The sequence below is a fragment of the Sedimenticola thiotaurini genome, assembly GCF_001007875.1.
GTDB classification, from domain to species: domain Bacteria; phylum Pseudomonadota; class Gammaproteobacteria; order Chromatiales; family Chromatiaceae; genus Sedimenticola; species Sedimenticola thiotaurini.
Genome location: NZ_CP011412.1, coordinates 3,164,740 through 3,191,206, shown reverse-complemented (window position 1 = coordinate 3,191,206; position 26,467 = coordinate 3,164,740). Strand labels below are relative to the sequence as shown.

At 54.4% G+C, this 26,467-nt stretch carries 13 protein-coding genes, 4 tRNA genes and 6 rRNA genes; 6 read left to right on the top strand and 17 right to left on the bottom strand.

The genetic code is table 11. The features are described from left to right. Positions 1–126: 126 nt before the first annotated feature. The 5 genes from rrf (AAY24_RS14710) to AAY24_RS14690 all read right to left on the bottom strand — a co-directional run bounded on the left by rrf (AAY24_RS14710) (position 127) and on the right by AAY24_RS14690 (position 5,283). Positions 127–242: ribosomal RNA gene (gene rrf, locus AAY24_RS14710) — 5S ribosomal RNA — on the bottom strand. A 115-nt stretch (positions 243–357) separates the two neighbouring features. Further along, a 23S ribosomal RNA gene (locus AAY24_RS14705) occupies positions 358–3,245 on the bottom strand. A 247-nt stretch (positions 3,246–3,492) separates the two neighbouring features. Beyond that, positions 3,493–3,568 (bottom strand) — tRNA-Ala (locus tag AAY24_RS14700). A 32-nt stretch (positions 3,569–3,600) separates the two neighbouring features. Next, positions 3,601–3,677: transfer RNA gene (locus AAY24_RS14695), tRNA-Ile, on the bottom strand. A 64-nt stretch (positions 3,678–3,741) separates the two neighbouring features. Next, a 16S ribosomal RNA gene (locus AAY24_RS14690) occupies positions 3,742–5,283 on the bottom strand. Together the 16S, 23S and 5S rRNA genes with 2 tRNA genes alongside form the textbook arrangement of a ribosomal RNA operon. A 1,420-nt stretch (positions 5,284–6,703) precedes the next feature. On the opposite strand from AAY24_RS14690, the gene AAY24_RS19710 reads away from it, so the two are divergent. Together AAY24_RS19710 and AAY24_RS19545 are read left to right on the top strand one after the other, a co-directional pair. Then, the gene (locus tag AAY24_RS19710) at positions 6,704–6,880 is read left to right on the top strand and encodes a transposase (protein WP_418064569.1); all 177 of its coding nucleotides are present in this window, start codon (positions 6,704–6,706) and stop codon (positions 6,878–6,880) included. A 112-nt stretch (positions 6,881–6,992) separates the two neighbouring features. After that, positions 6,993–7,274, top strand: a complete 282-nt coding sequence (locus tag AAY24_RS19545; RefSeq protein WP_199930388.1) for a transposase — start codon at positions 6,993–6,995, stop codon at positions 7,272–7,274. A 69-nt stretch (positions 7,275–7,343) separates the two neighbouring features. On the opposite strand, the gene rrf (AAY24_RS14680) is transcribed toward AAY24_RS19545, so the two are convergent. The 6 genes from rrf (AAY24_RS14680) to tyrS all read right to left on the bottom strand — a co-directional run bounded on the left by rrf (AAY24_RS14680) (position 7,344) and on the right by tyrS (position 14,185). Beyond that, positions 7,344–7,459: ribosomal RNA gene (rrf, locus tag AAY24_RS14680) — 5S ribosomal RNA — on the bottom strand. A gap of 115 nt (positions 7,460–7,574) precedes the next feature. Next, positions 7,575–10,462: ribosomal RNA gene (locus AAY24_RS14675) — 23S ribosomal RNA — on the bottom strand. A 247-nt stretch (positions 10,463–10,709) separates the two neighbouring features. Further along, a tRNA-Ala gene (locus AAY24_RS14670) sits at positions 10,710–10,785 on the bottom strand. A gap of 32 nt (positions 10,786–10,817) precedes the next feature. After that, positions 10,818–10,894: transfer RNA gene (locus AAY24_RS14665), tRNA-Ile, on the bottom strand. A 64-nt stretch (positions 10,895–10,958) separates the two neighbouring features. After that, positions 10,959–12,500: ribosomal RNA gene (locus AAY24_RS14660) — 16S ribosomal RNA — on the bottom strand. 488 nt (positions 12,501–12,988) lie between these two features. After that, the gene (gene tyrS, locus AAY24_RS14655; RefSeq protein WP_046860322.1) at positions 12,989–14,185 is read right to left on the bottom strand and encodes a tyrosine--tRNA ligase; all 1,197 of its coding nucleotides are present in this window, start codon (positions 14,183–14,185) and stop codon (positions 12,989–12,991) included. 340 nt (positions 14,186–14,525) lie between these two features. Between tyrS and AAY24_RS14650 the strand changes: the two genes are divergently transcribed. From AAY24_RS14650 to AAY24_RS14640, 3 genes are all read left to right on the top strand, one after another. Next, entirely contained in the window at positions 14,526–15,989 is a 1,464-nt protein-coding gene (locus AAY24_RS14650) for an OapA family protein (RefSeq protein ID WP_052761260.1), read from the top strand. Positions 15,990–16,056: 67 nt separating this feature from the next. Beyond that, positions 16,057–17,139: an anhydro-N-acetylmuramic acid kinase gene (locus tag AAY24_RS14645; protein WP_335337248.1), complete on the top strand. Its 1,083-nt coding sequence runs from the start codon at positions 16,057–16,059 to the stop codon at positions 17,137–17,139. 129 nt (positions 17,140–17,268) lie between these two features. Beyond that, a complete protein-coding gene (locus AAY24_RS14640) occupies positions 17,269–18,468 on the top strand; it encodes an NnrS family protein (RefSeq protein ID WP_046860320.1) in 1,200 nt (399 codons plus the stop codon). A gap of 80 nt (positions 18,469–18,548) precedes the next feature. On the opposite strand, the gene ssb is transcribed toward AAY24_RS14640, so the two are convergent. Together ssb and AAY24_RS14630 are read right to left on the bottom strand one after the other, a co-directional pair. Further along, a complete protein-coding gene (gene ssb / locus AAY24_RS14635) occupies positions 18,549–19,019 on the bottom strand; it encodes a single-stranded DNA-binding protein (RefSeq protein ID WP_046860319.1) in 471 nt (156 codons plus the stop codon). A 57-nt stretch (positions 19,020–19,076) separates the two neighbouring features. Then, a complete protein-coding gene (locus AAY24_RS14630; RefSeq protein WP_046860318.1) occupies positions 19,077–20,465 on the bottom strand; it encodes an MFS transporter in 1,389 nt (462 codons plus the stop codon). A gap of 176 nt (positions 20,466–20,641) precedes the next feature. Here AAY24_RS14630 and uvrA point away from each other — a divergent pair, with 176 nt between their 5' ends. After that, positions 20,642–23,470 carry an excinuclease ABC subunit UvrA gene (uvrA, locus tag AAY24_RS14625; RefSeq protein WP_046860317.1) on the top strand — a complete coding sequence of 943 codons (2,829 nt, stop codon included), beginning with the start codon at positions 20,642–20,644 and terminating at the stop codon, positions 23,468–23,470. A 24-nt stretch (positions 23,471–23,494) separates the two neighbouring features. Here uvrA and AAY24_RS14620 read toward each other — a convergent pair whose 3' ends face one another. The 4 genes from AAY24_RS14620 to rpsD form a co-directional block, all read right to left on the bottom strand. Further along, positions 23,495–24,244, bottom strand: coding sequence for an SAM hydrolase/SAM-dependent halogenase family protein (locus tag AAY24_RS14620; RefSeq protein ID WP_046860316.1), 750 nt, complete (start codon positions 24,242–24,244; stop codon positions 23,495–23,497). A 130-nt stretch (positions 24,245–24,374) separates the two neighbouring features. Next, positions 24,375–24,764, bottom strand: coding sequence for a 50S ribosomal protein L17 (rplQ, locus tag AAY24_RS14615; RefSeq protein WP_046860315.1), 390 nt, complete (start codon positions 24,762–24,764; stop codon positions 24,375–24,377). A gap of 55 nt (positions 24,765–24,819) precedes the next feature. Then, complete coding sequence (locus tag AAY24_RS14610) at positions 24,820–25,818, bottom strand: DNA-directed RNA polymerase subunit alpha (protein ID WP_046860314.1); 999 nt, start codon at positions 25,816–25,818, stop codon at positions 24,820–24,822. A gap of 22 nt (positions 25,819–25,840) precedes the next feature. Further along, positions 25,841–26,461 carry a 30S ribosomal protein S4 gene (gene rpsD / locus AAY24_RS14605; protein ID WP_046860313.1) on the bottom strand — a complete coding sequence of 207 codons (621 nt, stop codon included), beginning with the start codon at positions 26,459–26,461 and terminating at the stop codon, positions 25,841–25,843. Positions 26,462–26,467 lie beyond the last annotated feature (6 nt).

The following is a 26,467-nucleotide window of genomic DNA, read 5'->3' as shown; positions in this document are numbered from 1 at the left end:
AGCCCTAACCCGGCAAGCAGCGTTTTCGACCAAGTTATCGGCGCGGAGACGCAGTAAATCCCGATCGCTAGTTTGGAAGAATAAAAAAACCCCACCCGAGTGATCGGATGGGGTTTTGGGATTAAAGCTTGGCAGTGACCTACTTTCACATGGGGAGGCCCCACACTATCATCGGCGATACACCGTTTCACTTCTGAGTTCGGGATGGGATCAGGTGGTTCCAGTGCTCTATGGCCGCCAAGCAAACTGTTGGCAAGCCGCTTACGCGACTTTGCATGCATTCGGAATAGATTGTAAATAGTACATGGGTTTGTTGCGTTCTCAACCAGCACCCAGCACAAAGTACTTGGGTGTTATATGGTCAAGCCTCACGGGCAATTAGTACTGGTTAGCTTCATACATTGCTGCACTTCCACACCCAGCCTATCAACGTTGTAGTCTTCAACGGCCCTTCAGAGACCTTAAAGGTCTGGTGAGATCTAATCTTGGGAGGGGCTTCCCGCTTAGATGCTTTCAGCGGTTATCCTGTCCGAACATAGCTACCCGGCAATGCCACTGGCGTGACAACCGGAACACCAGAGGTTCGTCCACTCCGGTCCTCTCGTACTAGGAGCAGCTTCCCTCAAATCTCAAACGCCCACGGCAGATAGGGACCGAACTGTCTCACGACGTTCTAAACCCAGCTCGCGTACCACTTTAAATGGCGAACAGCCATACCCTTGGGACCGACTTCAGCCCCAGGATGTGATGAGCCGACATCGAGGTGCCAAACACCGCCGTCGATATGAACTCTTGGGCGGTATCAGCCTGTTATCCCCGGCGTACCTTTTATCCGTTGAGCGATGGCCCTTCCATACAGAGCCACCGGATCACTAGAACCTACTTTCGTACCTGCTCGACTTGTCTGTCTCGCAGTCAAGCACCCTTATGCTCTTGCACTCATTGCGCGATTTCCGACCGCGCTGAGGGTACCTTCGTGCTCCTCCGTTACTCTTTGGGAGGAGACCGCCCCAGTCAAACTACCCACCACACACTGTCCCCGACCCGGATAACGGGTCTGGGTTAGAACTCCAAACATACCAGGGTGGTATTTCAAGGTTGGCTCCACCGAAACTAGCGTCTCGGTTTCAAAGCCTCCCACCTATCCTACACAAGTAGGCTCAAAGTCCAGTGTGAAGCTGTAGTAAAGGTGCACGGGGTCTTTCCGTCTAGCCGCGGGTACGCTGCATCTTAACAGCGAGTTCAATTTCACTGAGTCTCTGGTGGAGACAGTGTGGCCATCATTACGCCATTCGTGCAGGTCGGAACTTACCCGACAAGGAATTTCGCTACCTTAGGACCGTTATAGTTACGGCCGCCGTTTACCGGGGCTTCGATCAAGAGCTTCTCCGAAGATAACCCCATCAATTAACCTTCCGGCACCGGGCAGGCGTCACACCCTATACGTCCACTTTCGTGTTTGCAGAGTGCTATGTTTTTAATAAACAGTTGCAGCCACCATTTTATTGCAACCTCCAACAGCTTAAAGAGTAAATCTCATCACCGTCAAAGGCGTACCTTCTCCCGAAGTTACGGTACCATTTTGCCTAGTTCCTTCACCAGAGTTCTCTCAAGCGCCTTGGAATTCTCATCCAGCCCACCTGTGTCGGTTTGGAGTACGGTCTCTTATTACCTGAAGCTTAGAAGATTTTCCTGGAAGCAGGGCATCAACCACTTCACATCCAAAGATGTTTCGTCGTCACGTCTCAGGATTGTGAGTCCGGATTTGCCTAAACTCACTCCCTACTCGCTTAAACCGGGACAACCAACGCCCGGATGGCCTAGCCTTCTCCGTCTCTCCATCGCAGTAATAAGAGGTGCAGGAATATTAACCTGCTTCCCATCGATTACGCATTTCTGCCTCACCTTAGGGGCCGACTAACCCTGCGCCGATTAGCGTTGCGCAGGAAACCTTGGGCTTTCGGCGAGGGGGCCTCTCACCCCCTTTATCGTTACTCATGTCAGCATTCGCACTTCTGATACGTCCAGCATGCCTTACAGCACACCTTCAACCGCTTACAGAACGCTCCTCTACCATGCGTGTAAACACGCATCCGCAGCTTCGGTACACATCTTAAGCCCCGTTAAATCTTCCGCGCAGGCCGACTCGACTAGTGAGCTATTACGCTTTCTTTAAAGGATGGCTGCTTCTAAGCCAACCTCCTAGCTGTCTATGCCTTCCCACATCGTTTCCCACTGAGATGTGATTTTGGGACCTTAGCTGGCGGTCTGGGTTGTTTCCCTTTTGACGACGGACGTTAGCACCCGCCGTCTGTCTCCCATGATTGCACTTCGCGGTATTCGGAGTTTGCATCGGTTTGGTAAGTCGGGATGACCCCCTAGCCGAAACAGTGCTCTACCCCCGCGAGTGATACATGAGGCGCTACCTAAATAGCTTTCGAGGAGAACCAGCTATCTCCGAGCTTGATTAGCCTTTCACTCCGATCCACAGCTCATCCCCTCATTTTTCAACATAAGTGGGTTCGGGCCTCCAGTAGATGTTACTCCACCTTCACCCTGGCCATGGATAGATCGCCCGGTTTCGGGTCTACTCCCAGCAACTAAACGCCCTATTAAGACTCGGTTTCCCTACGCCTCCCCTATTCGGTTAAGCTTGCTACTGAGAAGTAAGTCGCTGACCCATTATACAAAAGGTACGCAGTCACCCCGTAGGGCTCCCACTGCTTGTACGCATACGGTTTCAGGTTCTATTTCACTCCCTTAAAAAGGGTTCTTTTCGCCTTTCCCTCACGGTACTGGTTCACTATCGGTCGGTAAGGAGTATTTAGCCTTGGAGGATGGTCCCCCCATGTTCAGACAGGATATCACGTGTCCCGCCCTACTCGATTTCACTGTTGAATAGTTTTCGTGTACGGGGCTATCACCCTGTATCGCCAAACTTTCCAGATTGTTCCACTAACAACATCAACAGCTTAAGGGCTAATCCCCGTTCGCTCGCCGCTACTAAGGGAATCTCGGTTGATTTCTTTTCCTCCGGGTACTTAGATGTTTCAGTTCCCCGGGTTCGCCTCTTACACCTATGTATTCAGTGCAAGATAACCCGCTTACACGGGCTGGGTTTCCCCATTCGGAAATCCACGGATCAAAGTCTGTTTGCTGACTCCCCGTGGCTTATCGCAAGCTACAACGTCCTTCATCGCCTCTTACCGCCTAGGCATCCACCATATGCGCTTATTCACTTGACCATATAACCCCAAAAACTCTGGAGCCATGGTGCCGGTTTTAACTCGTTTGAATGCAACATACCCAAGTAACTAATTTTTGAGAAAATTAGTACTTTTTCGTAGATAAACTCTCCAGCCACTTTCGTGACCTTCAAGTCATCACCTATCTACAATCTATATCCGAATTGTTAAAGAGCATGCACTTTGCATAAATACAAAGTGGCGAACATCTCTGCTCGACACTTGGCACTCATACTGGACACAAAGTTGGTGGAGCCAGGGAGGATCGAACTCCCGACCTCCTGCGTGCAAGGCAGGCGCTCTCCCAGCTGAGCTATGGCCCCGATAACCTTCATCTTCCGCCTTAACGAAAAACTGGTGGGTCTGGGTGGATTCGAACCACCGACCTCACCCTTATCAGGGGTGCGCTCTAACCAACTGAGCTACAGACCCGTGTCCGTGCTACTTGATCAGGTAATTTGTGTGGGAGCTCCGAAAGCGCTTAATCCGCTATCTTAAAGGAGGTGATCCAGCCCCAGGTTCCCCTAGGGCTACCTTGTTACGACTTCACCCCAGTCATGAATCACAAAGTGGTAAGCGTCCTCCCGAAGGTTAGACTACCTACTTCTTTTGCAACCCACTCCCATGGTGTGACGGGCGGTGTGTACAAGGCCCGGGAACGTATTCACCGCGACATTCTGATTCGCGATTACTAGCGATTCCAACTTCACGCAGTCGAGTTGCAGACTGCGATCCGGACTACGACCGGTTTTGTGAGATTTGCTTCCCCTCGCGGGTTCGCCGCCCTCTGTACCGGCCATTGTAGCACGTGTGTAGCCCAGCCCATAAGGGCCATGATGACTTGACGTCATCCCCACCTTCCTCCGGTTTATCACCGGCAGTCTCCCTAGAGTTCCCACCTTTACGTGCTGGCAACTAAGGACAAGGGTTGCGCTCGTTACGGGACTTAACCCAACATCTCACGACACGAGCTGACGACAGCCATGCAGCACCTGTCTCTGCGTTCCCGAAGGCACCAATCTATCTCTAGAAAGTTCGCAGGATGTCAAGGGCTGGTAAGGTTCTTCGCGTTGCATCGAATTAAACCACATGCTCCACCGCTTGTGCGGGCCCCCGTCAATTCCTTTGAGTTTTAACCTTGCGGCCGTACTCCCCAGGCGGTCAACTTATCGCGTTAGCTACGTTACTAAAAGCCAGAATGCTCCCAACAACTAGTTGACATCGTTTACGGCGTGGACTACCAGGGTATCTAATCCTGTTTGCTACCCACGCTTTCGTACCTCAGCGTCAGTGTTGGTCCAGGAAGTCGCCTTCGCCACTGGTGTTCCTCCGGATATCTACGCATTTCACCGCTACACCCGGAATTCCACTTCCCTCTACCACACTCTAGTTCAGCAGTTTCAAATGCAGTTCCCAGGTTAAGCCCAGGGCTTTCACATCTGACTTACTAAACCGCCTACGCACGCTTTACGCCCAGTAATTCCGATTAACGCTCGCACCCTCTGTATTACCGCGGCTGCTGGCACAGAGTTAGCCGGTGCTTCTTCTAAAGTTAACGTCAAGACTCGGGGCTATTAACCCCAAGCTTTTCTTCACAATTGAAAGTGCTTTACAACCCGCAGGCCTTCTTCACACACGCGGTATTGCTGGATCAGGCTTGCGCCCATTGTCCAATATTCCCCACTGCTGCCTCCCGTAGGAGTCTGGGCCGTGTCTCAGTCCCAGTGTGGCTGATCGTCCTCTCAGACCAGCTATGGATCGTCGCCTTGGTGAGCCATTACCTCACCAACTAGCTAATCCAACGCAAGCTCATCTAATAGCGTGAGGCCCGAAGGTCCCCCACTTTCCCCCGTAGGGCGTATGCGGTATTAGCTCGAGTTTCCCCGAGTTATCCCCCACTACTAGGCAGATTCTTACGCGTTACTCACCCGTCCGCCACTCGTCAGCCAGGAGCAAGCTCCTGCTGTTACCGTTCGACTTGCATGTGTTAAGCATACCGCCAGCGTTCAATCTGAGCCAGGATCAAACTCTTCACTTGAAGTGTTTTAGTCACTTTTTGGGTGACAAATCCGTGCTCGACTTTACGTCTAAAAAAGGAATTTCTTTTAGATGCTTCGTCGAAATTTTTGGCTTCATAAGCCACCGACGGAGCACCCACACAAATTACCTAACCTGATTGTTAAAGAGCCGCCAGATTTACATCCGGCCGAGACATTCAATTATGATTGCCTCCGATTTTTATGTCAATATCTTCGACCAAAAATCTTTCCGCTTGACGCTAACCATTCCTGCCGTTCGCCCCAAGCGAGGCGCGTATTCTACGCCTCATTCCGAACAGGTCAAGTACTATTTTTAACCTCTCCGTAACACCCTCTCCCTGGGCTTCCGATCGATACCAAAACAACTCAACAACAGTCGCCTCAGCACCCAACGAGCGGCGCATTATACGCACTCATCCACAACACGCAAGTACTATCTTTGCATTTTTATGGCACAGTTAATAACAGCCTGCCCCTTCCAGTAAATTCCTGCAAATTTGCGTATAAAACGATCTGCAGAGAATAAGTCTGCCTTGTGATTCGACTGGCCGTTTACGAATTGGCGGACATGATCATGCCCGGCTAGTAACATCCCCGACAGTGACCCTCCCTGGCGCCCCGCTACCTAATTGTATGCTTACACGAACAGAGCATATGTTACTGGACCGTCGCGATATTTATGTGGGTACTGTTGTTATCAAACGCGCCCAAGCCAGGGAGTTGTCGCCTGACTCGTACCCGGTGGATTGAGATCGGATAACTACTGGAAAATTCCCGCTGCTCGGGATGGTCACGTGAAGGACGGAAACGGTTTCGATCACGCCCACTCTCCGGGAGTTTGTGGGTTCCAAATTAAGAGAAGAGCACGTCACCAGCTCCGAAAAGACACCCTTGAAGCTCAAGGTCTGGATACCCCAGGTACGGCTTAACCAGATAAGGAAAAATCGTTTTCACACATTTAGAAGAACAGTGGCCTCGTTGGTTAGATGGTAAGTAACCAACCGGATTAAAAAACGGCGGAGGCCCAATTCCACACGCACAGACACCGAAAGCTTGATAATAGTTATACCGATTCATAATCGGCATAATCAGGATCGCCTAGGTGAATTAATCGGGGGGACGACCGAAGAGACCCTGCATTCCATGCTGGATGAGGAGACCAAAGTTCATTGTTGTCTCCAGCACTACAAGCGCAGCCCGGAATAGATCGATACCCGACCCAGAAACAATGAGCAAAAGTTCCACACCAAGGTGGCGAGGTTAGGCTGAAGATCCCCAAGTTACGCAAGCAGACCTTTACGGCGGCTATTATCGAGCACTACCGCAGCCGCGAGACCGTATTGAGTAGTCCCGGAACGAGATATACCCAGGCGCCCGATCGTTGCTGAACCTCCTCATCCTTACCTGGTAGGTATCGTTGTGAAGTGGAACTGGGACCGGGCGGCAGTGAATATCTTGGTTCCGGTGGCGGTGGGAGTAAGATCAGACGGTTACCGACAGATCGCCTGGATCCAGGAGCGCCACACGGAAGATAAGACAAGCTGGAGCGGCTTCCTTGTCTATCCGAAACGACGAATGTTCGGGGCGCACGCCTGATAATATCCGACGCTTGTGTGGGGCTGGTGGAGTCGATAGCCGAGTACTACCCGGAGGCCGACTGGCAGCGCTAGGTGGTACACTTCACTTCTATCGGAATATTTTCAGCCATGTGCCGTCAAACAAGGTAAAGCAGGTGGCGTTGATGCTGAAAGCGATCCATTCACAGGAGAGCTTGGAGGCCGCCCGGGAGAAGGCCGGTCGAGTTACCGAGCAACTTCGAGCTATACGCCTGGGAAAGGCTGCTGAGTGGGTGGAACAACATATCGACAAGACGTTGAGCTACTACTGCTATCCACAAAACCGCTGGACCCGGATCACGATTAACAATCCGCTGGAGCGGATCATGCGTGAGATCCGACGACGTACCCGAATAGTCAGGGTCTTTCCGTAAATCCCGATCGCTAGTTTGGAAGAATAAAAAAACCCCACCCGAGTGATCGGATGGGGTTTTGGGATTAAAGCTTGGCAGTGACCTACTTTCACATGGGGAGGCCCCACACTATCATCGGCGATACACCGTTTCACTTCTGAGTTCGGGATGGGATCAGGTGGTTCCAGTGCTCTATGGCCGCCAAGCAAACTGTTGGCAAGCCGCTTACGCGACTTTGCATGCATTCGGAATAGATTGTAAATAGTACATGGGTTTGTTGCGTTCTCAACCAGCACCCAGCACAAAGTACTTGGGTGTTATATGGTCAAGCCTCACGGGCAATTAGTACTGGTTAGCTTCATACATTGCTGCACTTCCACACCCAGCCTATCAACGTTGTAGTCTTCAACGGCCCTTCAGAGACCTTAAAGGTCTGGTGAGATCTAATCTTGGGAGGGGCTTCCCGCTTAGATGCTTTCAGCGGTTATCCTGTCCGAACATAGCTACCCGGCAATGCCACTGGCGTGACAACCGGAACACCAGAGGTTCGTCCACTCCGGTCCTCTCGTACTAGGAGCAGCTTCCCTCAAATCTCAAACGCCCACGGCAGATAGGGACCGAACTGTCTCACGACGTTCTAAACCCAGCTCGCGTACCACTTTAAATGGCGAACAGCCATACCCTTGGGACCGACTTCAGCCCCAGGATGTGATGAGCCGACATCGAGGTGCCAAACACCGCCGTCGATATGAACTCTTGGGCGGTATCAGCCTGTTATCCCCGGCGTACCTTTTATCCGTTGAGCGATGGCCCTTCCATACAGAGCCACCGGATCACTAGAACCTACTTTCGTACCTGCTCGACTTGTCTGTCTCGCAGTCAAGCACCCTTATGCTCTTGCACTCATTGCGCGATTTCCGACCGCGCTGAGGGTACCTTCGTGCTCCTCCGTTACTCTTTGGGAGGAGACCGCCCCAGTCAAACTACCCACCACACACTGTCCCCGACCCGGATAACGGGTCTGGGTTAGAACTCCAAACATACCAGGGTGGTATTTCAAGGTTGGCTCCACCGAAACTAGCGTCTCGGTTTCAAAGCCTCCCACCTATCCTACACAAGTAGGCTCAAAGTCCAGTGTGAAGCTGTAGTAAAGGTGCACGGGGTCTTTCCGTCTAGCCGCGGGTACGCTGCATCTTAACAGCGAGTTCAATTTCACTGAGTCTCTGGTGGAGACAGTGTGGCCATCATTACGCCATTCGTGCAGGTCGGAACTTACCCGACAAGGAATTTCGCTACCTTAGGACCGTTATAGTTACGGCCGCCGTTTACCGGGGCTTCGATCAAGAGCTTCTCCGAAGATAACCCCATCAATTAACCTTCCGGCACCGGGCAGGCGTCACACCCTATACGTCCACTTTCGTGTTTGCAGAGTGCTATGTTTTTAATAAACAGTTGCAGCCACCATTTTATTGCAACCTCCAACAGCTTAAAGAGTAAATCTCATCACCGTCAAAGGCGTACCTTCTCCCGAAGTTACGGTACCATTTTGCCTAGTTCCTTCACCAGAGTTCTCTCAAGCGCCTTGGAATTCTCATCCAGCCCACCTGTGTCGGTTTGGAGTACGGTCTCTTATTACCTGAAGCTTAGAAGATTTTCCTGGAAGCAGGGCATCAACCACTTCACATCCAAAGATGTTTCGTCGTCACGTCTCAGGATTGTGAGTCCGGATTTGCCTAAACTCACTCCCTACTCGCTTAAACCGGGACAACCAACGCCCGGATGGCCTAGCCTTCTCCGTCTCTCCATCGCAGTAATAAGAGGTGCAGGAATATTAACCTGCTTCCCATCGATTACGCATTTCTGCCTCACCTTAGGGGCCGACTAACCCTGCGCCGATTAGCGTTGCGCAGGAAACCTTGGGCTTTCGGCGAGGGGGCCTCTCACCCCCTTTATCGTTACTCATGTCAGCATTCGCACTTCTGATACGTCCAGCATGCCTTACAGCACACCTTCAACCGCTTACAGAACGCTCCTCTACCATGCGTGTAAACACGCATCCGCAGCTTCGGTACACATCTTAAGCCCCGTTAAATCTTCCGCGCAGGCCGACTCGACTAGTGAGCTATTACGCTTTCTTTAAAGGATGGCTGCTTCTAAGCCAACCTCCTAGCTGTCTATGCCTTCCCACATCGTTTCCCACTGAGATGTGATTTTGGGACCTTAGCTGGCGGTCTGGGTTGTTTCCCTTTTGACGACGGACGTTAGCACCCGCCGTCTGTCTCCCATGATTGCACTTCGCGGTATTCGGAGTTTGCATCGGTTTGGTAAGTCGGGATGACCCCCTAGCCGAAACAGTGCTCTACCCCCGCGAGTGATACATGAGGCGCTACCTAAATAGCTTTCGAGGAGAACCAGCTATCTCCGAGCTTGATTAGCCTTTCACTCCGATCCACAGCTCATCCCCTCATTTTTCAACATAAGTGGGTTCGGGCCTCCAGTAGATGTTACTCCACCTTCACCCTGGCCATGGATAGATCGCCCGGTTTCGGGTCTACTCCCAGCAACTAAACGCCCTATTAAGACTCGGTTTCCCTACGCCTCCCCTATTCGGTTAAGCTTGCTACTGAGAAGTAAGTCGCTGACCCATTATACAAAAGGTACGCAGTCACCCCGTAGGGCTCCCACTGCTTGTACGCATACGGTTTCAGGTTCTATTTCACTCCCTTAAAAAGGGTTCTTTTCGCCTTTCCCTCACGGTACTGGTTCACTATCGGTCGGTAAGGAGTATTTAGCCTTGGAGGATGGTCCCCCCATGTTCAGACAGGATATCACGTGTCCCGCCCTACTCGATTTCACTGTTGAATAGTTTTCGTGTACGGGGCTATCACCCTGTATCGCCAAACTTTCCAGATTGTTCCACTAACAACATCAACAGCTTAAGGGCTAATCCCCGTTCGCTCGCCGCTACTAAGGGAATCTCGGTTGATTTCTTTTCCTCCGGGTACTTAGATGTTTCAGTTCCCCGGGTTCGCCTCTTACACCTATGTATTCAGTGCAAGATAACCCGCTTACACGGGCTGGGTTTCCCCATTCGGAAATCCACGGATCAAAGTCTGTTTGCTGACTCCCCGTGGCTTATCGCAAGCTACAACGTCCTTCATCGCCTCTTACCGCCTAGGCATCCACCATATGCGCTTATTCACTTGACCATATAACCCCAAAAACTCTGGAGCCATGGTGCCGGTTTTAACTCGTTTGAATGCAACATACCCAAGTAACTAATTTTTGAGAAAATTAGTACTTTTTCGTAGATAAACTCTCCAGCCACTTTCGTGACCTTCAAGTCATCACCTATCTACAATCTATATCCGAATTGTTAAAGAGCATGCACTTTGCATAAATACAAAGTGGCGAACATCTCTGCTCGACACTTGGCACTCATACTGGACACAAAGTTGGTGGAGCCAGGGAGGATCGAACTCCCGACCTCCTGCGTGCAAGGCAGGCGCTCTCCCAGCTGAGCTATGGCCCCGATAACCTTCATCTTCCGCCTTAACGAAAAACTGGTGGGTCTGGGTGGATTCGAACCACCGACCTCACCCTTATCAGGGGTGCGCTCTAACCAACTGAGCTACAGACCCGTGTCCGTGCTACTTGATCAGGTAATTTGTGTGGGAGCTCCGAAAGCGCTTAATCCGCTATCTTAAAGGAGGTGATCCAGCCCCAGGTTCCCCTAGGGCTACCTTGTTACGACTTCACCCCAGTCATGAATCACAAAGTGGTAAGCGTCCTCCCGAAGGTTAGACTACCTACTTCTTTTGCAACCCACTCCCATGGTGTGACGGGCGGTGTGTACAAGGCCCGGGAACGTATTCACCGCGACATTCTGATTCGCGATTACTAGCGATTCCAACTTCACGCAGTCGAGTTGCAGACTGCGATCCGGACTACGACCGGTTTTGTGAGATTTGCTTCCCCTCGCGGGTTCGCCGCCCTCTGTACCGGCCATTGTAGCACGTGTGTAGCCCAGCCCATAAGGGCCATGATGACTTGACGTCATCCCCACCTTCCTCCGGTTTATCACCGGCAGTCTCCCTAGAGTTCCCACCTTTACGTGCTGGCAACTAAGGACAAGGGTTGCGCTCGTTACGGGACTTAACCCAACATCTCACGACACGAGCTGACGACAGCCATGCAGCACCTGTCTCTGCGTTCCCGAAGGCACCAATCTATCTCTAGAAAGTTCGCAGGATGTCAAGGGCTGGTAAGGTTCTTCGCGTTGCATCGAATTAAACCACATGCTCCACCGCTTGTGCGGGCCCCCGTCAATTCCTTTGAGTTTTAACCTTGCGGCCGTACTCCCCAGGCGGTCAACTTATCGCGTTAGCTACGTTACTAAAAGCCAGAATGCTCCCAACAACTAGTTGACATCGTTTACGGCGTGGACTACCAGGGTATCTAATCCTGTTTGCTACCCACGCTTTCGTACCTCAGCGTCAGTGTTGGTCCAGGAAGTCGCCTTCGCCACTGGTGTTCCTCCGGATATCTACGCATTTCACCGCTACACCCGGAATTCCACTTCCCTCTACCACACTCTAGTTCAGCAGTTTCAAATGCAGTTCCCAGGTTAAGCCCAGGGCTTTCACATCTGACTTACTAAACCGCCTACGCACGCTTTACGCCCAGTAATTCCGATTAACGCTCGCACCCTCTGTATTACCGCGGCTGCTGGCACAGAGTTAGCCGGTGCTTCTTCTAAAGTTAACGTCAAGACTCGGGGCTATTAACCCCAAGCTTTTCTTCACAATTGAAAGTGCTTTACAACCCGCAGGCCTTCTTCACACACGCGGTATTGCTGGATCAGGCTTGCGCCCATTGTCCAATATTCCCCACTGCTGCCTCCCGTAGGAGTCTGGGCCGTGTCTCAGTCCCAGTGTGGCTGATCGTCCTCTCAGACCAGCTATGGATCGTCGCCTTGGTGAGCCATTACCTCACCAACTAGCTAATCCAACGCAAGCTCATCTAATAGCGTGAGGCCCGAAGGTCCCCCACTTTCCCCCGTAGGGCGTATGCGGTATTAGCTCGAGTTTCCCCGAGTTATCCCCCACTACTAGGCAGATTCTTACGCGTTACTCACCCGTCCGCCACTCGTCAGCCAGGAGCAAGCTCCTGCTGTTACCGTTCGACTTGCATGTGTTAAGCATACCGCCAGCGTTCAATCTGAGCCAGGATCAAACTCTTCACTTGAAGTGTTTTAGTCACTTTTTGGGTGACAAATCCGTGCTCGACTTTACGTCTAAAAAAAGGAATTTCTTTTAGATGCTTCGTCGAAATTTTTGGCTTCATAAGCCACCGACGGAGCACCCACACAAATTACCTAACCTGATTGTTAAAGAGCCGCCAGATTTACATCCGGCCGAGACATTCAATTATGATTGCCTCCGATTTTTATGTCAATATCTTCGACCAAAAATCTTTCCGCTTGACGCTAACCATTCCTGCCGTTCGCCCCAAGCGAGGCGCGTATTCTACGCCTCATTCCGAACAGGTCAAGTACTATTTTTAACCTCTCCGTAACACCCTCTCCCTGGGCTTCCGATCGATACCAAAACAACCCAACAACAGTCGCCTCAGCACCCAACGAGCGGCGCATTATACGCACTCATTCACAACACGCAAGTACTATCTTTGGAATTTTCTCAGCACCCACATAACCACCCATTTAGGAGGCGCTTTTAGGTCACTGAAACCCTGGCGAAACGCCGCTTCCCAACCTGGTAAACCTGGTTTGTACCCACCGGCACAACCAGATTGCGATCATCGACTTTTTCTCCATCGATTTTCACCGCTCCCTGCTTGATCATGCGGAACGCCTCGGAAGTGCTGGACACCAGCCCCGCCTCTTTCAGCAGGTTGGCAATGGGCATTCCATCGCCGCCCCCAAGGGAGTACTCCGGCATATCGTCCGGCATGGCTCCCTGCCGGAAGCGTGCTACAAAGTTCTCATGGGCACTGGCTGCTGCAGATTTGTCGTGGAATCGCTCGATCAACTCTTCCGCCAGCATGATCTTGGCATCCCGTGGATTCATCCCCTCGTCGACCCGCTTGCGCAGATCATCAATTTCTGCCATCGGCCGGAAACTGAGCAGTTCGTAGTAGCGCCACATCAAATCATCAGAGATCGACATGACTTTGCCGAACATCTCATCCGGCTGATCGGCGATACCAATATAGTTATTGAGCGACTTGGACATCTTCTGGACACCATCCAGCCCCTCCAGAATCGGCATGGTAAGAACCACCTGCGGTTCCTGACCGTAAACCTCCTGCAGCTGCCGCCCCACCAGGAGATTGAACTTCTGATCGGTACCACCCAGCTCCACGTCCGCTTGCAGCGCAACCGAGTCATACCCCTGCACCAGCGGGTAGAGGAACTCGTGGATTGCGATGGGCTGGCCACTTTTGTATCGCTTACTGAAATCGTCCCGCTCCAGCATACGGGCCACGGTGTGCTTGGCGGCCAACTGAATCAGCCCCGCCGCACCCAATTCGGTCATCCATTCGGAATTGAACCGGATAACGGTCTTTTCCCGATCCAGGATCTTGAAGATCTGCTCCTGGTAGGTTTCGGCATTCTTTAATACTTCCTCCCGGGTGAGCGCCTTGCGGGTCACGTTCTTGCCGGTGGGATCGCCGATCATCCCGGTAAAATCACCGATCAGGAAGGTAACTTCATGGCCCAACTCCTGGAACTGCCGCAGTTTATTGATCAGAACGGTGTGCCCCAGATGCAGATCCGGCGCCGTGGGATCGAAACCCGCCTTGACCTTGAGCGGTTTTCCCCGCTCCAATTTCTTAATCAGCGACTCTTCCAGCAGAATCTCATCCGCACCTCGCCTGATTAGCTCCATCGACTCTGCGACTGACGCCATTACCCACCTCAAAAAAACAAGAATATGTCGGGGCGCACAATTTACAGGATGAAGCAAGAAAAAGTAACCGTTTCGCTATATATTGAGGCTCTCCCGACCCTATCATCCCTGGATCGCCCAGCTACCCGAGCATCCACACCCTGAAACCACTGGGAAAACTGGAAGTTTTGGGCAATAATTACCTGTATTTTCCGAAAATTAGCGGACAAACATGATAAAAGACTATAAATCCCGGCACGAATTTCTCAAGCCAGCATCACGGCGAGGCCCGTGGCGAGCCCGATTATTCGTCCTGCTCGGCGTGGCACTTTGTGCCTCAGCCATCTATGCCACACTCGGAATGTCTGCGCCTCCCGCTCCCATCGACACGGTAGAGAAGAGTTCCGCACCTGTCGTCGTAGCAGAGAAGCAGGTTGACGAAACCCCGGCCGCCCAGCCCCTGACCCGGGTCTCGCTGCAGTTACCCGGACAGATACCGGAACAGCAGGCGGCTTCGCAATCTCCAGCAATCAACTCCGGCAGCGCCGACCAGGAAGCTGTACTGGAGGATAGTACAGCAACCACGCCATCCCAAGCTGAAACAACACCGCTTCAGGCCGCTTCAGAAGAGGTCGATAGCACCGAAACAGTCCCGGTAGAACCGGACATCAGCGACACGACTGAACCAGCAGACGAATCCATCGAGATCGTATCCATTGATCATGGCACTTGGCATGAAGAGAAGGTCAAATCCGGTGACTCCCTGGCGCGGATATTTTCGCGCCTGAAGCTTTCTCCCACTCTCCTGCACCGCATCGTCAACAGCAGTGAGGAAGCTAAAACACTGGCCAATATCCGCCCAGGGGAGAGCATCAAGGTGCGCCTGGACCAACAGGGTGAACTACTGGAACTGGTGCATAAGCAGAGTGCTATCCGCAGCCTGCAGATCCTGCCCCACGAAGAGACTTTTACCGCTCAGATCAACGACCGGAGCCTGGAGAAACGGATCGCCACCGCCTCCGGCACTATTACCAGCTCACTCTATATGAGTGCACAACGGGCCGGTCTGTCCGATTCTCTCACCATGGAGCTGGCCAACATTTTTGGTTGGGACATCGACTTCGCTCTGGAGATTCGCGCCGGCGACCAGTTCAGCCTGATCTACGAAGAGGAGTATCTGGACGGCAAGAAATATCGCAACGGCCCGATCCTGGCCGCCGAGTTTGTCAACCAGGGCAAGGTTTTCAGAGCCATCCGCTTTGAGGATGACGAGGGCTACGGCAGCTACTACTCCCCCAAAGGCGAAAGCATGCGCAAGGCGTTCCTCCGCGCCCCGGTGGATTTTCGCCGCATATCCTCCCGCTTCACCAAAGCACGCTACCATCCGGTGCTGGGAAAGAAACGGCCCCACAGAGGCGTCGACTATGCCGCGGCCATTGGCACCCCTATTAAGGCTGCGGGAGATGGCCGGGTGATTTTCCGGGGCACCAAGGGTGGCTATGGGCGCACGGTGATTATCCGCCACGGCAGCAAGTACACTACCCTCTACGCCCATATGTCCAAGTTTCGCAGCAGTGTAAAAAACGGCACCCGGGTACGTCAGGGCCAGGTGATCGGCTATGTTGGCAAAAGCGGACTGGCCACCGGCCCCCATCTGCATTACGAGTTCCGGGTCAATGGGGTGCATCGCAACCCCTTGACTGTCAAATTGCCCGCGGCAGAACCATTGCCCAAAGCTTACCGGGAAAAATTCAATCAGATCAGCCAGCCGTTGCTGGCCGAGCTGGACCTGATTTCGAAAACCATCGTCGCCGATGCCCGATAGGGAGGCCCGGTATAGGGAGGCCCGGTACAGGGAGACCCTCTTCCCGGACGACCTGTATATCGGCCTGATGTCCGGCACCAGTATCGATGGCATCGATGCGGCACTGGTGGATTTCAGCCCGGCCCGGCCAACATTGATAGGGCACTGCTATCAGCCCTGGCCGGAAGATCTCCGGGATAAGCTGAAGAAACTCGCCCACCCGGGGGAAAACGAAATTGAGCGTCTGGGCCAGGCAGATATTGCGGTGGCCCAACACTTCGCCGATGCGGTATCCGAGCTACTGCGGCAGACCGGCGTTGACACCGCCCGGATCCGGGCGATCGGCTCCCATGGGCAGACCATCCGTCATCGCCCCGATGCCGCCTCCCCCTTTACGCTACAGATCGGTGACCCCAACCAGCTGGCTGAACAGACCGGCATAACGGTAGTGGCTGATTTCCGCCGCCGGGATATGGCCGCTGGCGGTCAGGGCGCCCCACTGGCACCGGCTTTCCACGCCGCATATCTGCGTCGCCCGGATGAGAATCGCGTGGTTCTGAATCTGGGCGGTATAGCGAACATTACCCACCTGCCGGCCGACCCAACCCAGCCGGTTATCGGGTTTGACACAGGCCCTGCCAACACCCTGATGGACGCCTGGATTCTCACCAGTCTGGGGCGTGCGTTTGATGCCGGGGGAAGCTGGGCCGCCCAAGGCGAGGTGGTGGATGAATTACTCCAACGCCTGCTCAAGGAGGATTATTTCCAACGTTCTCCGCCGAAGAGTACCGGACCGGAACTTTTTAACCTGGAATGGCTGAGACAGCAGTTGGTCAACAGCCCGGAAATCGCCCCAGAGGATATCCAGGCGACCCTGTGCGCCCTCTCCAGTCAATCGATCATCCGGGCGATCGACCAGTACGCGCCCGACTGTGACCGGGTAATCTGCTGTGGTGGTGGGGTAAAAAATCCGCTCCTTATGAAACAGCTTCAGCGCGGTCTGGAACTCCCGGTTGAGACCACCGCTGCACACGGCATCGACCCGGATCAGCTGGAGGCCATGGCATTCGCCTGGTTAGCCAGACAGACCCTGCAGGGCCTGCCAGGAAACCTGGCAGATGTGACCGGGGCCAGCCATCCGGTGATTCTGGGTGGCATCTATCCGGCCTGATTGGGACCAGCCGCCCCGCCCCACGGAAGCACCCCGCCCAAGCCCGCTTGATTGATATCAAAGCGGCAAATCCCACAGCGGTTAAGCTAGTCCATCCTATTGTCTTGTAACGGAAAAACCCTAACGATCATGTTGAAAGTCCATTCCGAACCACCCAAGCCCGAGCTACAGCAGGCGGGCCCCGCAATCCTGGCATTGGGATTCAGACCCTTCTTCATCGCCGCTGGGGTCTCCGGCCTGATCCTGATGCTGATATGGCTCGGTGCCTGGTCAGGCGCCTATCCACTCCCGACTTATTACGGATCGATCGGCTGGCACAGCCACGAGATGCTGTTCGGTTATGCGGTCGCGGTGATCGCCGGCTTCCTGCTTACCGCGGTACGGAACTGGACCGGCATCACACCACCAACAGGAGCCGCTCTGGGCCTGCTGTTTCTACTCTGGTTGGCGGGCCGGATTGCCCCCTTCATGGCCAGCGCCATTCCAGCCGGGGTCATCGCCGTTATCGATCTGGCCTTTCTGCCGGCCGTGGCTGCCGGCATCATGCCGGCCCTCTGGAGAGGCGAGCAGAAGGCCAACCGGGTTTTTGTCCCCTTGCTGCTGATCATGGCGCTCGCCAACCTTTACGTTCATCTTCAGTCACTGGGGATATTCAACAGTGCCACCCAGGGCACCGATGCCATGCTGTATCTGGTCGCCTTCCTGATCACCCTGCTGGGCGGCCGGGTTATCCCTTTCTTTACTGAAGCGGTGATCGATGGACACACCTCAAAGCGCAACAGCAGCATCGAACTGGCAACTGTGATCTCCCTGGGCGGACTGGTCGTGGTGCAGCTCATCTATCCCAACAACTGGCTGAATGGCTTGCTGGCCTTTGCCGTTGCAGCAACCCAGTTGATCCGGGTTATCGGCTGGTACAACCGGAGAATCTGGGGGATTCCCATCCTATGGGTGCTGTTCAGCGCCATGTTCTGGCTGATCATCGGCTTCACCATGACCGGGCTGGCCTATTTTGGCGTCACCCCACTCAACCTGGCAAAACACGCCATCACGGTTGGCGGTATCGGTCTGCTCACCTACGGCATGATGGCGCGGGTAGCACTGGGCCACACCGGCCGGGAGATCTCATCCCACTGGCTGATCAATGGCAGTTTCATCCTGCTGAACCTTGCTACCCTGCTGCGGGTGTTCGGCCCGCTGGCGCTGGCTGATAAATACAATCTCTGGGTGCACCTGTCCGGCGGGTTGTGGATGATCAGCTTCCTGCTGTTCAGCGTTATCTATGTCCCCATGCTGATCCGCCCCCGGGTCGATGGCAAACCGGGTTAAGCCGATCCTTGCATCGAACGTCACGACATAAAAAACCCCATGTTCAGACATGGGGTTTTTTATTGATTCCCGGCTAAACGTCAGAATGGAATATCGTCATCAAACCCGTCATCCGGCATGGGTGCCGCTGCCGGAGCAGAACCGGCCGCAGGGCGTGACGCGGAGCCGGAGTCCTGGCGATTAGAGTCAAACCCAGCGCCACCGCCGCCGCCCCGGCTGTCCAGCATCTGCATCTCATCCGCGACGATCTCGGTGGTGTAACGGTCCTGGCCGCTCTGATCCTGCCACTTGCGAGTCTGCAGCTTGCCCTCGATGTAAAGCTTTGAACCTTTCTTGACGTACTCGCCGACAATTTCCGCCAGACGCCGGAAGAACACCACCCGGTGCCACTCGGTGCGCTCCTGGGTTTCACCGCTGGTCTTGTCTTTCCAGGACTCGGATGTCGCCAGGGTGACATTGGCTACAGCATTTCCATTCGGCATATAACGAACATCCGGATCCTTCCCGACGTTTCCGACCAAGATTACTTTATTGACGCCTCTGGCAGCCATATCTCCTCCGATTCAGATCTAAGTGGTTCCCTGGCCCTGGGGCCTGAACAGTTAATTTTACGTCTCTGCGACCGAGAATTCATCCAGTAATGCAAAATCCACCGACTGGGTATCCACTTTCAGATAGGCGACGCCCTCCTGCCCCATCACGACGGCTTCGCCTACACCCGGTATCTCCCGCAATTGCATCTGCAGCTCCTGGGCAGTTAACGGATCGAGCGTACCCACATGGATCAGATAACTGCTCAGGTAGCTGGGCTGACGCATGCCGCTGGCCACCAGCAACCAGAGCAGGGAGGCCCCGGCGCCGAACAGAAACACGCCCACCAGATGGAACTGTCCGTAGACCCATCCGCCGAGCATGCCGCCCAGGAATGCGCCCACAAATTGGGACGTGGAGTAGACCCCCATGGCGGTCCCTTTGCTCTCCGCCTGGGCCATCTTGGAGATCAGCGACGGCAGGGAAGCCTCCAGCAGGTTGAATGCGGTGAAGAACAGCAGCAGCGCTGCGGTAAATCCGACAATTGACGCCTGAAACAGGATGAAACCCAGTTGGGACAGGCAGATCGCCGAGATCGCCAGCAGAAACACCTGACGCATCTTGCGGCGCTTCTCGGCAATCACGATAAACGGCACCATAAAGATCATGGCCAGCAACACCACGGGGAGATAGACCATCCAGTGGCTTTCAACCGCGATCCCGGTGATATCCCGCAGGGTTACCGGCACCACAATAAACACCGCAGTGAGCATCATGTGCAACAGCAGGATGCCCAGGTCGAGACGCAGCAGGTCGGGATTGCGCAGCACCCGGGCGAATTGATCCCGCACCGGGCTGGTGTCCCGGTGAGTTGAGGATCTGTCCGGATTGGGCACCAGGAAGATCACCACCAGGATGCCGGCTATCGCCAGCGCAGCGGTCAGCCAGAAGATGCCGGAGACGCCGATCCAGGTATTCAGCAACGGCCCCAGCACCAGGGAGACAGCGAAGGCCAGCCCGATACTCATGCCGATCACCGCCATCGCCTTGGTTCTGTTCTGTTCCCGGGTCAGATCGGCTGCCAAGGCCATCACCGCGGCGGCGATAGCGCCGCTACCCTGCAGGGCGCGACCAGCGATTACCCCCCAGATGGTGTCGGAACCGGCCGCCACCACACTACCCAGGGTGAACAGCAACAGCCCGCCAACAATCACCGGCTTGCGACCGATGCGGTCGGACAGCATGCCAAAGGGGATCTGTAGCATGGCCTGGGTAAGACCATAGGCGCCGATGGCTACGCCGATCAACAGCGGGGTGACACCGGCCAACTGCTCCGCATAGATCGCAAACACCGGCAGGATCAGAAACAGTCCCAGCATGCGCAGGGAGAAGATGCCGGCAAGCGAAAAGGCTGCCCGTATTTCGGTGGGAGTCAGCCGATGAAGTTGTTGCGCTTTCTTGTTCAATTACTGGTTCACTGTACTAACGGCCAACCCCTGGCATGCAGGGGCACACCCAACATTCACCTTTGGTCGGGAAGCATATCCCGAACCCTGTTCAATCATTGTATTGCCCCGGTTTGTTTGGCCCGAAACCATAAGACAGCGTATAGTAACAGGTTCGCCAATTTGCTGGTATGTAGATGGATACAATACGCTTACGTGGGGCCCGCACCCACAATCTGAAGAACATTGACCTGGATCTGCCCCGCGATCGATTGATCGTTATCACCGGTCTTTCCGGCTCCGGAAAATCATCCCTGGCTTTTGACACGATATATGCCGAGGGCCAACGGCGCTATGTGGAGTCACTGTCCGCCTACGCCCGGCAGTTTCTCTCGATGATGGAGAAGCCCGATATCGACCATATTGAGGGGCTCTCTCCAGCCATCTCCATCGAACAGAAGACCACGTCCCACAATCCCCGCTCGACAGTCGGCACCATTACCGAGATCTATGACTATCTCCGCCTGCTGTACGCCCGGGCAGGTACACCCCGCTGTCCGAACCACGGCCAGACCCTGGAGGCCCAGACCATCAATCAGATGGTCGATCAGGTGCTGACCCTCCCCGAGGGCAGCAAGCTGATGCTGCTGGCACCGGTGGTATCGGAACGCAAAGGGGAGCACCATAAACTGCTGCGGGAGCTGAATGCCCAGGGTTTTATCCGGGCCCGTATTGACGGTGAGATCTTCGAACTGGATACCCCCCCGGAACTGGAACTGCACAAAAAGCACACCATTGAAGCGGTTGTGGACCGATTCAAGGTGCGGCCTGGACTGGAGCTTCGCTTGGCCGAGTCGTTTGAGACGGCTCTTGGCCTCTCTGGCGGACTGGTTCGTATTGCCTCCATGGATAACGAACCGGCGATGGATGAACTGGTTTTTTCCGCCAACTTCGCCTGCCCGCAATGTGGTTACAGCCTCCCGGAACTGGAACCCCGACTGTTCTCTTTCAACAACCCGGTTGGTGCCTGCCCCACCTGTGACGGCCTTGGTGTGGAACAGTTTTTCGATCCTGAGCGGGTGGTTGCCCATCCCCACCTCAGCCTGGCAGCCGGCGCAGTGCGGGGATGGGACCGAAGAAATGCCTACTATTTCCAACTCATCAGCTCACTGGGGAAACACTACAAGTTTGACGTGGAAACCAGCTGGGATGAGTTGCCCAAAAAGATACGCGACACCATCCTGTTTGGCAGTGGTCGGGAGAAGATCAAGTTCACCTACTTCAATGAACGGGGCCGTACCACCACCAACACCCACGTCTTCGAAGGGATTATCCGCAATATGGAACGGCGCTACCGGGAGACCGAGTCGAACGCCGTTCGGGAAGAGTTGGCCCGTTACATCTCCACCCATCCCTGCCCCGACTGCGGCGGCACCCGCCTGAATGAGGCCGCCCGCCACGTATTCGTGGATGACCACAACCTGCCCGCCATCACGACTATGCCGATTGGCAACTGTCTGGAGTTTTTTCAGCAGCTGAAATTGCCGGGCAAGCAGGGCAAAATCGCCGAGAAGGTGATCAAGGAGATCGCCCAGCGACTGCAGTTCCTGGTCAATGTGGGTCTGGATTACCTGACATTGGACCGTAGTGCGGAGACACTCTCCGGCGGCGAAGCACAGCGAATCCGACTGGCCAGCCAGATCGGCGCCGGCCTAGTGGGTGTCATGTATGTGCTGGATGAACCCTCCATTGGCCTGCACCAGCGGGACAACGACCGGCTGTTGAAAACCCTCACCTATCTGCGCGATCTGGGCAACACGGTCATTGTGGTGGAGCATGACGAGGAGGCGATCCTCTCCGCAGATCACGTGATTGACGTAGGGCCCGGTGCCGGCATCCATGGCGGGCGGATCATAGCCCAAGGGACACCGAAACAGATTGCTGCCAGCGTCGACTCCCTCACCGGGCAGTATCTTTCACGGCAACTCAGCATCGCTATTCCCGCCGAGCGCCACCCACCGGACGCGGATCGCATGCTGACTATTTCGGGGGCACGCGGCAATAATCTTAAATCGGTCGAACTGAATATACCCGCCGGCCTGTTTACCTGCGTCACCGGTGTGTCGGGTTCCGGTAAGTCCACCCTGATCAACGATACACTCTATCCACTGGCAGCCACCCAATTGAACCGGGCATCCCTGGACGCAGCGGAGCACGACAAGATCAGTGGCCTGGAGCATTTTGACAAGGTGGTGGATATAGACCAGAGCCCGATTGGTCGTACACCCCGCTCCAACCCGGCCACCTATACCGGCATCTTCACCCCGGTGCGGGAGCTGTTTGCCGGTACCCATGAAGCCCGTTCACGGGGCTATACGCCCGGACGGTTCAGTTTTAATGTCAAGGGTGGTCGTTGCGAGGCGTGCCGCGGTGACGGGGTAATCAAGGTGGAGATGCATTTTCTGCCGGATATTTACGTCCAGTGCGATGTCTGCAAAGGCAGTCGTTATAACCGGGAAACCCTGGAAATCAAATACAAAGGGAAAAGCATCGACCAGGTTCTGGATATGACCATCGAGGAGGCTTTGCTGTTCTTTGACGCTATTCCGGCCCTGAAGCGCAAGTTACAGACCCTGATGGACGTGGGACTCTCCTATATCACCCTGGGGCAGAACGCTACCACCCTCTCCGGCGGCGAGGCGCAGCGGGTAAAACTCTCCCGGGAGCTCTCCAAACGGGATACCGGCAATACCCTCTATATCCTGGATGAGCCAACTACCGGTCTGCACTTCCATGACGTCAAGCATCTACTGGAGGTGCTGCACCGACTGCGGGATCACGGTAACACCGTGGTGGTGATCGAGCACAACCTGGATGTGATCAAGACCGCTGATTGGATTGTCGACCTGGGGCCTGAAGGTGGTAACCGGGGTGGTGAAATCGTTGCAGAAGGAACGCCGGAGCAGGTCAGCAAGGTGAAGCGGTCACATACCGGACACTATCTGAAGAAGGTGCTGAAAGGTTAGCCGAAGTGACACTGAGGCGTGGCCTCAGGCGCACCACTCAACCCGCATACCGATAGACAGATCCAACTGTTGCGCAGCATTGCCACAACTGACTGCGATCTCCACCAGACCATTGGCATTCACGTACCAAAAAGGTGTCCCAGGTGAAACGCTGGAGAAAGTATCAGCATGTTGCAGCGTCCGGCCGGCAATCCGTAACCCGGTATCGCCCGCCAGTCCCCGCCCCGATAACCCGGTGACAGCATTCCCATAACTGTCCAGGTAGATCACCTCCGGCAACTGGTCCGGCCAATCTGCCCCAATCACATTATCCGGCTGTACCGGCTTCCCCGGGACAGCTGCGCCGTTGCATAGTAGGGCGGCGGCCGGTGCAAAATAGTCTCGACCGTCGAATGTCCTCGACCGGTCGCTCAACTCCGGCAGTTCAACGGTCTGAATCTCCGCATCGGTCAGATGCGTTACCACACGAGAGAGCAAACCGTTGTCCGGTCCCAGGAACCAGAAAAAACTATTCTTTACCAACAACGCGCGCCGATCACTGCCCACTCCCGGGTCGACAACACAGAGAAAAAGAGTAGCCGGCGGTATATAGGGAAGAAAGGATGCAAGCAGATAGGCCGAGGCCCTGGGATTAAACACCGGGGCATCGGAACAGAGATCGATGACGGGTTGCTTGACCCGTTCGGACAGGAGTCGCGCTTTTAACTGCCCCAGATAGTGACTACCGATACCGAAGTCGGTAAACAGGCTGATCAGTTCAGGTCGCTTCTGCATGGAGCGGACACCGCTGGTTTAACTCGTCCAAACCCCTTTTTCAGGGCGCTGTAAATATCCTGTATCCTAATAGCAGAAAACCGGGCCACGGCCCGGTTTTCCAGTCACTGCCTGAATAGTGGCGACAGCATCAGTCAGCTTCGACTGCTGCTCCATCCACATCGGGGCGATCGACCAGTTCAACATAGGCCATCGGGGCTTTGTCGCCTGGGCGATAACCGCACTTCAGAATACGCAGGTAGCCACCGGGACGCTCCTTATAACGGGGCCCCAGTTCATTAAACAGTTTTCCGACAACCTCGTCGTCACGCAGACGATCGAAAGCCAGGCGACGTTTGGCTACAGAGTCGCTTTTTGCCAGAGTAATCATCGGCTCTGCTACACGACGCAGCTCTTTAGCCTTTGGTAATGTGGTTTTGATCAGCTCATGACGCAACAGTGAGCAAGCCATGTTACGGAACATTGCCTTGCGGTGTGAACTGTTGCGGTTCAGTTGCCGTCCTGATTTGCGATGACGCATGGATCGACTTCCCTAAACTTAGATTAATACGATGATTTACGATTCTGAGTCGAGATTATCGACCGTTATCTTCCATACCTTCCGGCGGCCAGTTTTCCAGCCTCATGCCCAGAGACAAGCCTCTGGTGGCAAGTACATCCTTGATTTCGGTGAGTGACTTTTTACCCAGATTCGGGGTCTTCAGCAGTTCAACCTCTGTCCGCTGAATCAGATCACCGATCATAAATATGTTTTCCGCCTTGAGACAGTTGGCAGAACGCACCGTCAGTTCAAGGTCGTCTACCGGACGCAGCAGGATTGGATCGATAGCCGGACGATCCTCTTCAACCTCTTTCTCTGCCGTGGCGGTCTCATCGAGCTTAACAAAAGCCGACAACTGATCCTGAAGGATGGTGGCCGCTCTGCGGATCGCCTCTTCCGGATCAATAGTACCATTGGTCTCGAGATCAATGACCAGCCGATCCAGATCGGTACGCTGCTCTACACGGGTCGCTTCGACTGCATAAGCGACACGGCGGACCGGCGAGAAGCTGGCATCCAACTGCAGGCGACCAATGGGTCGATCTTCCATGCTGTCGGTTTGCCGATTCGCAGCGGGCTGGTAACCAATACCGCGTGCCACTTTCAGGGTCATGCTGATCTCGCCATCTTTGGTCAAGTTGGCGATCACGTGGTCCGGGTTGGCAATCTCCACATCGTGATCAAGCGTGATATCGCTTGCCAACACCGGGCCGGGACCTTTCTTTTTCAGCGTCAAAGTGGCCTCATCACGAGCGTGCATGATGATCGCCAGTCCCTTCAGATTCAGCAGAATCTCCAGGACATCTTCCTGAACGCCTTCGATACTGGTGTACTCGTGAAGCACACCGTCGATTTCAGCTTCGACCACCGCACTCCCCGGCATGGAGGAGAGCAGGATTCGACGCAATGAGTTGCCAAGTGTATGACCAAAGCCACGTTCCATCGGCTCGAGTGAAACCTTGGCATGCAATTCGCTCAACGGCTGTACACTGACGAGTCGCGGCTTAAGAAAATCGGTAACAAACTCCGGCATTTCGACCTCTTGAAGGTAATCCTTACTTGGAGTACAGCTCTACAACCAGCTGTTCATTGATTTCAGCAGGCAATTCGGATCGATCAGGCAGACGTTTGAAAGTACCGGTCATGCCTTTTGCATCGACCTCAATCCAGTCAACGGTCCCGAACTGCTCAGCCAGGGACAACGAACTCTGAATGCGTAACTGCTTTTTCGACTTTTCGCGAACGCTGATTACATCGTTAACCTGGACCTGGTAAGAGGGGATGTTGACCACCTTACCATTCACTTCAATCGACTTATGGCTTACGAGCTGACGAGCTTCTGAGCGTGTGCTGCCGAAGCCCATGCGGTAAACCACATTATCCAGACGCGTCTCCAGGAGGCGCAACAGGTTATCGCCTGTGGCACCCTTGGTCTGAGCGGCAGTCTTGTAATAGTTACTGAACTGCTTCTCCATGATTCCGTACATACGACGCATTTTCTGCTTTTCACGCAGCTGCAGTCCGTAATCGGAGAGGCGGCGGCGGCGATCAGTCGTCTGACCGGGCTGCTTTTCCATATTACATTTGGATTCCAGGGAGCGAGCGCGGCTCTTCAGAAACAGGTCAGTGCCTTCCCTGCGGCTCAGCTTACACTTGGGACCGATATATCTTGCCATGATTAT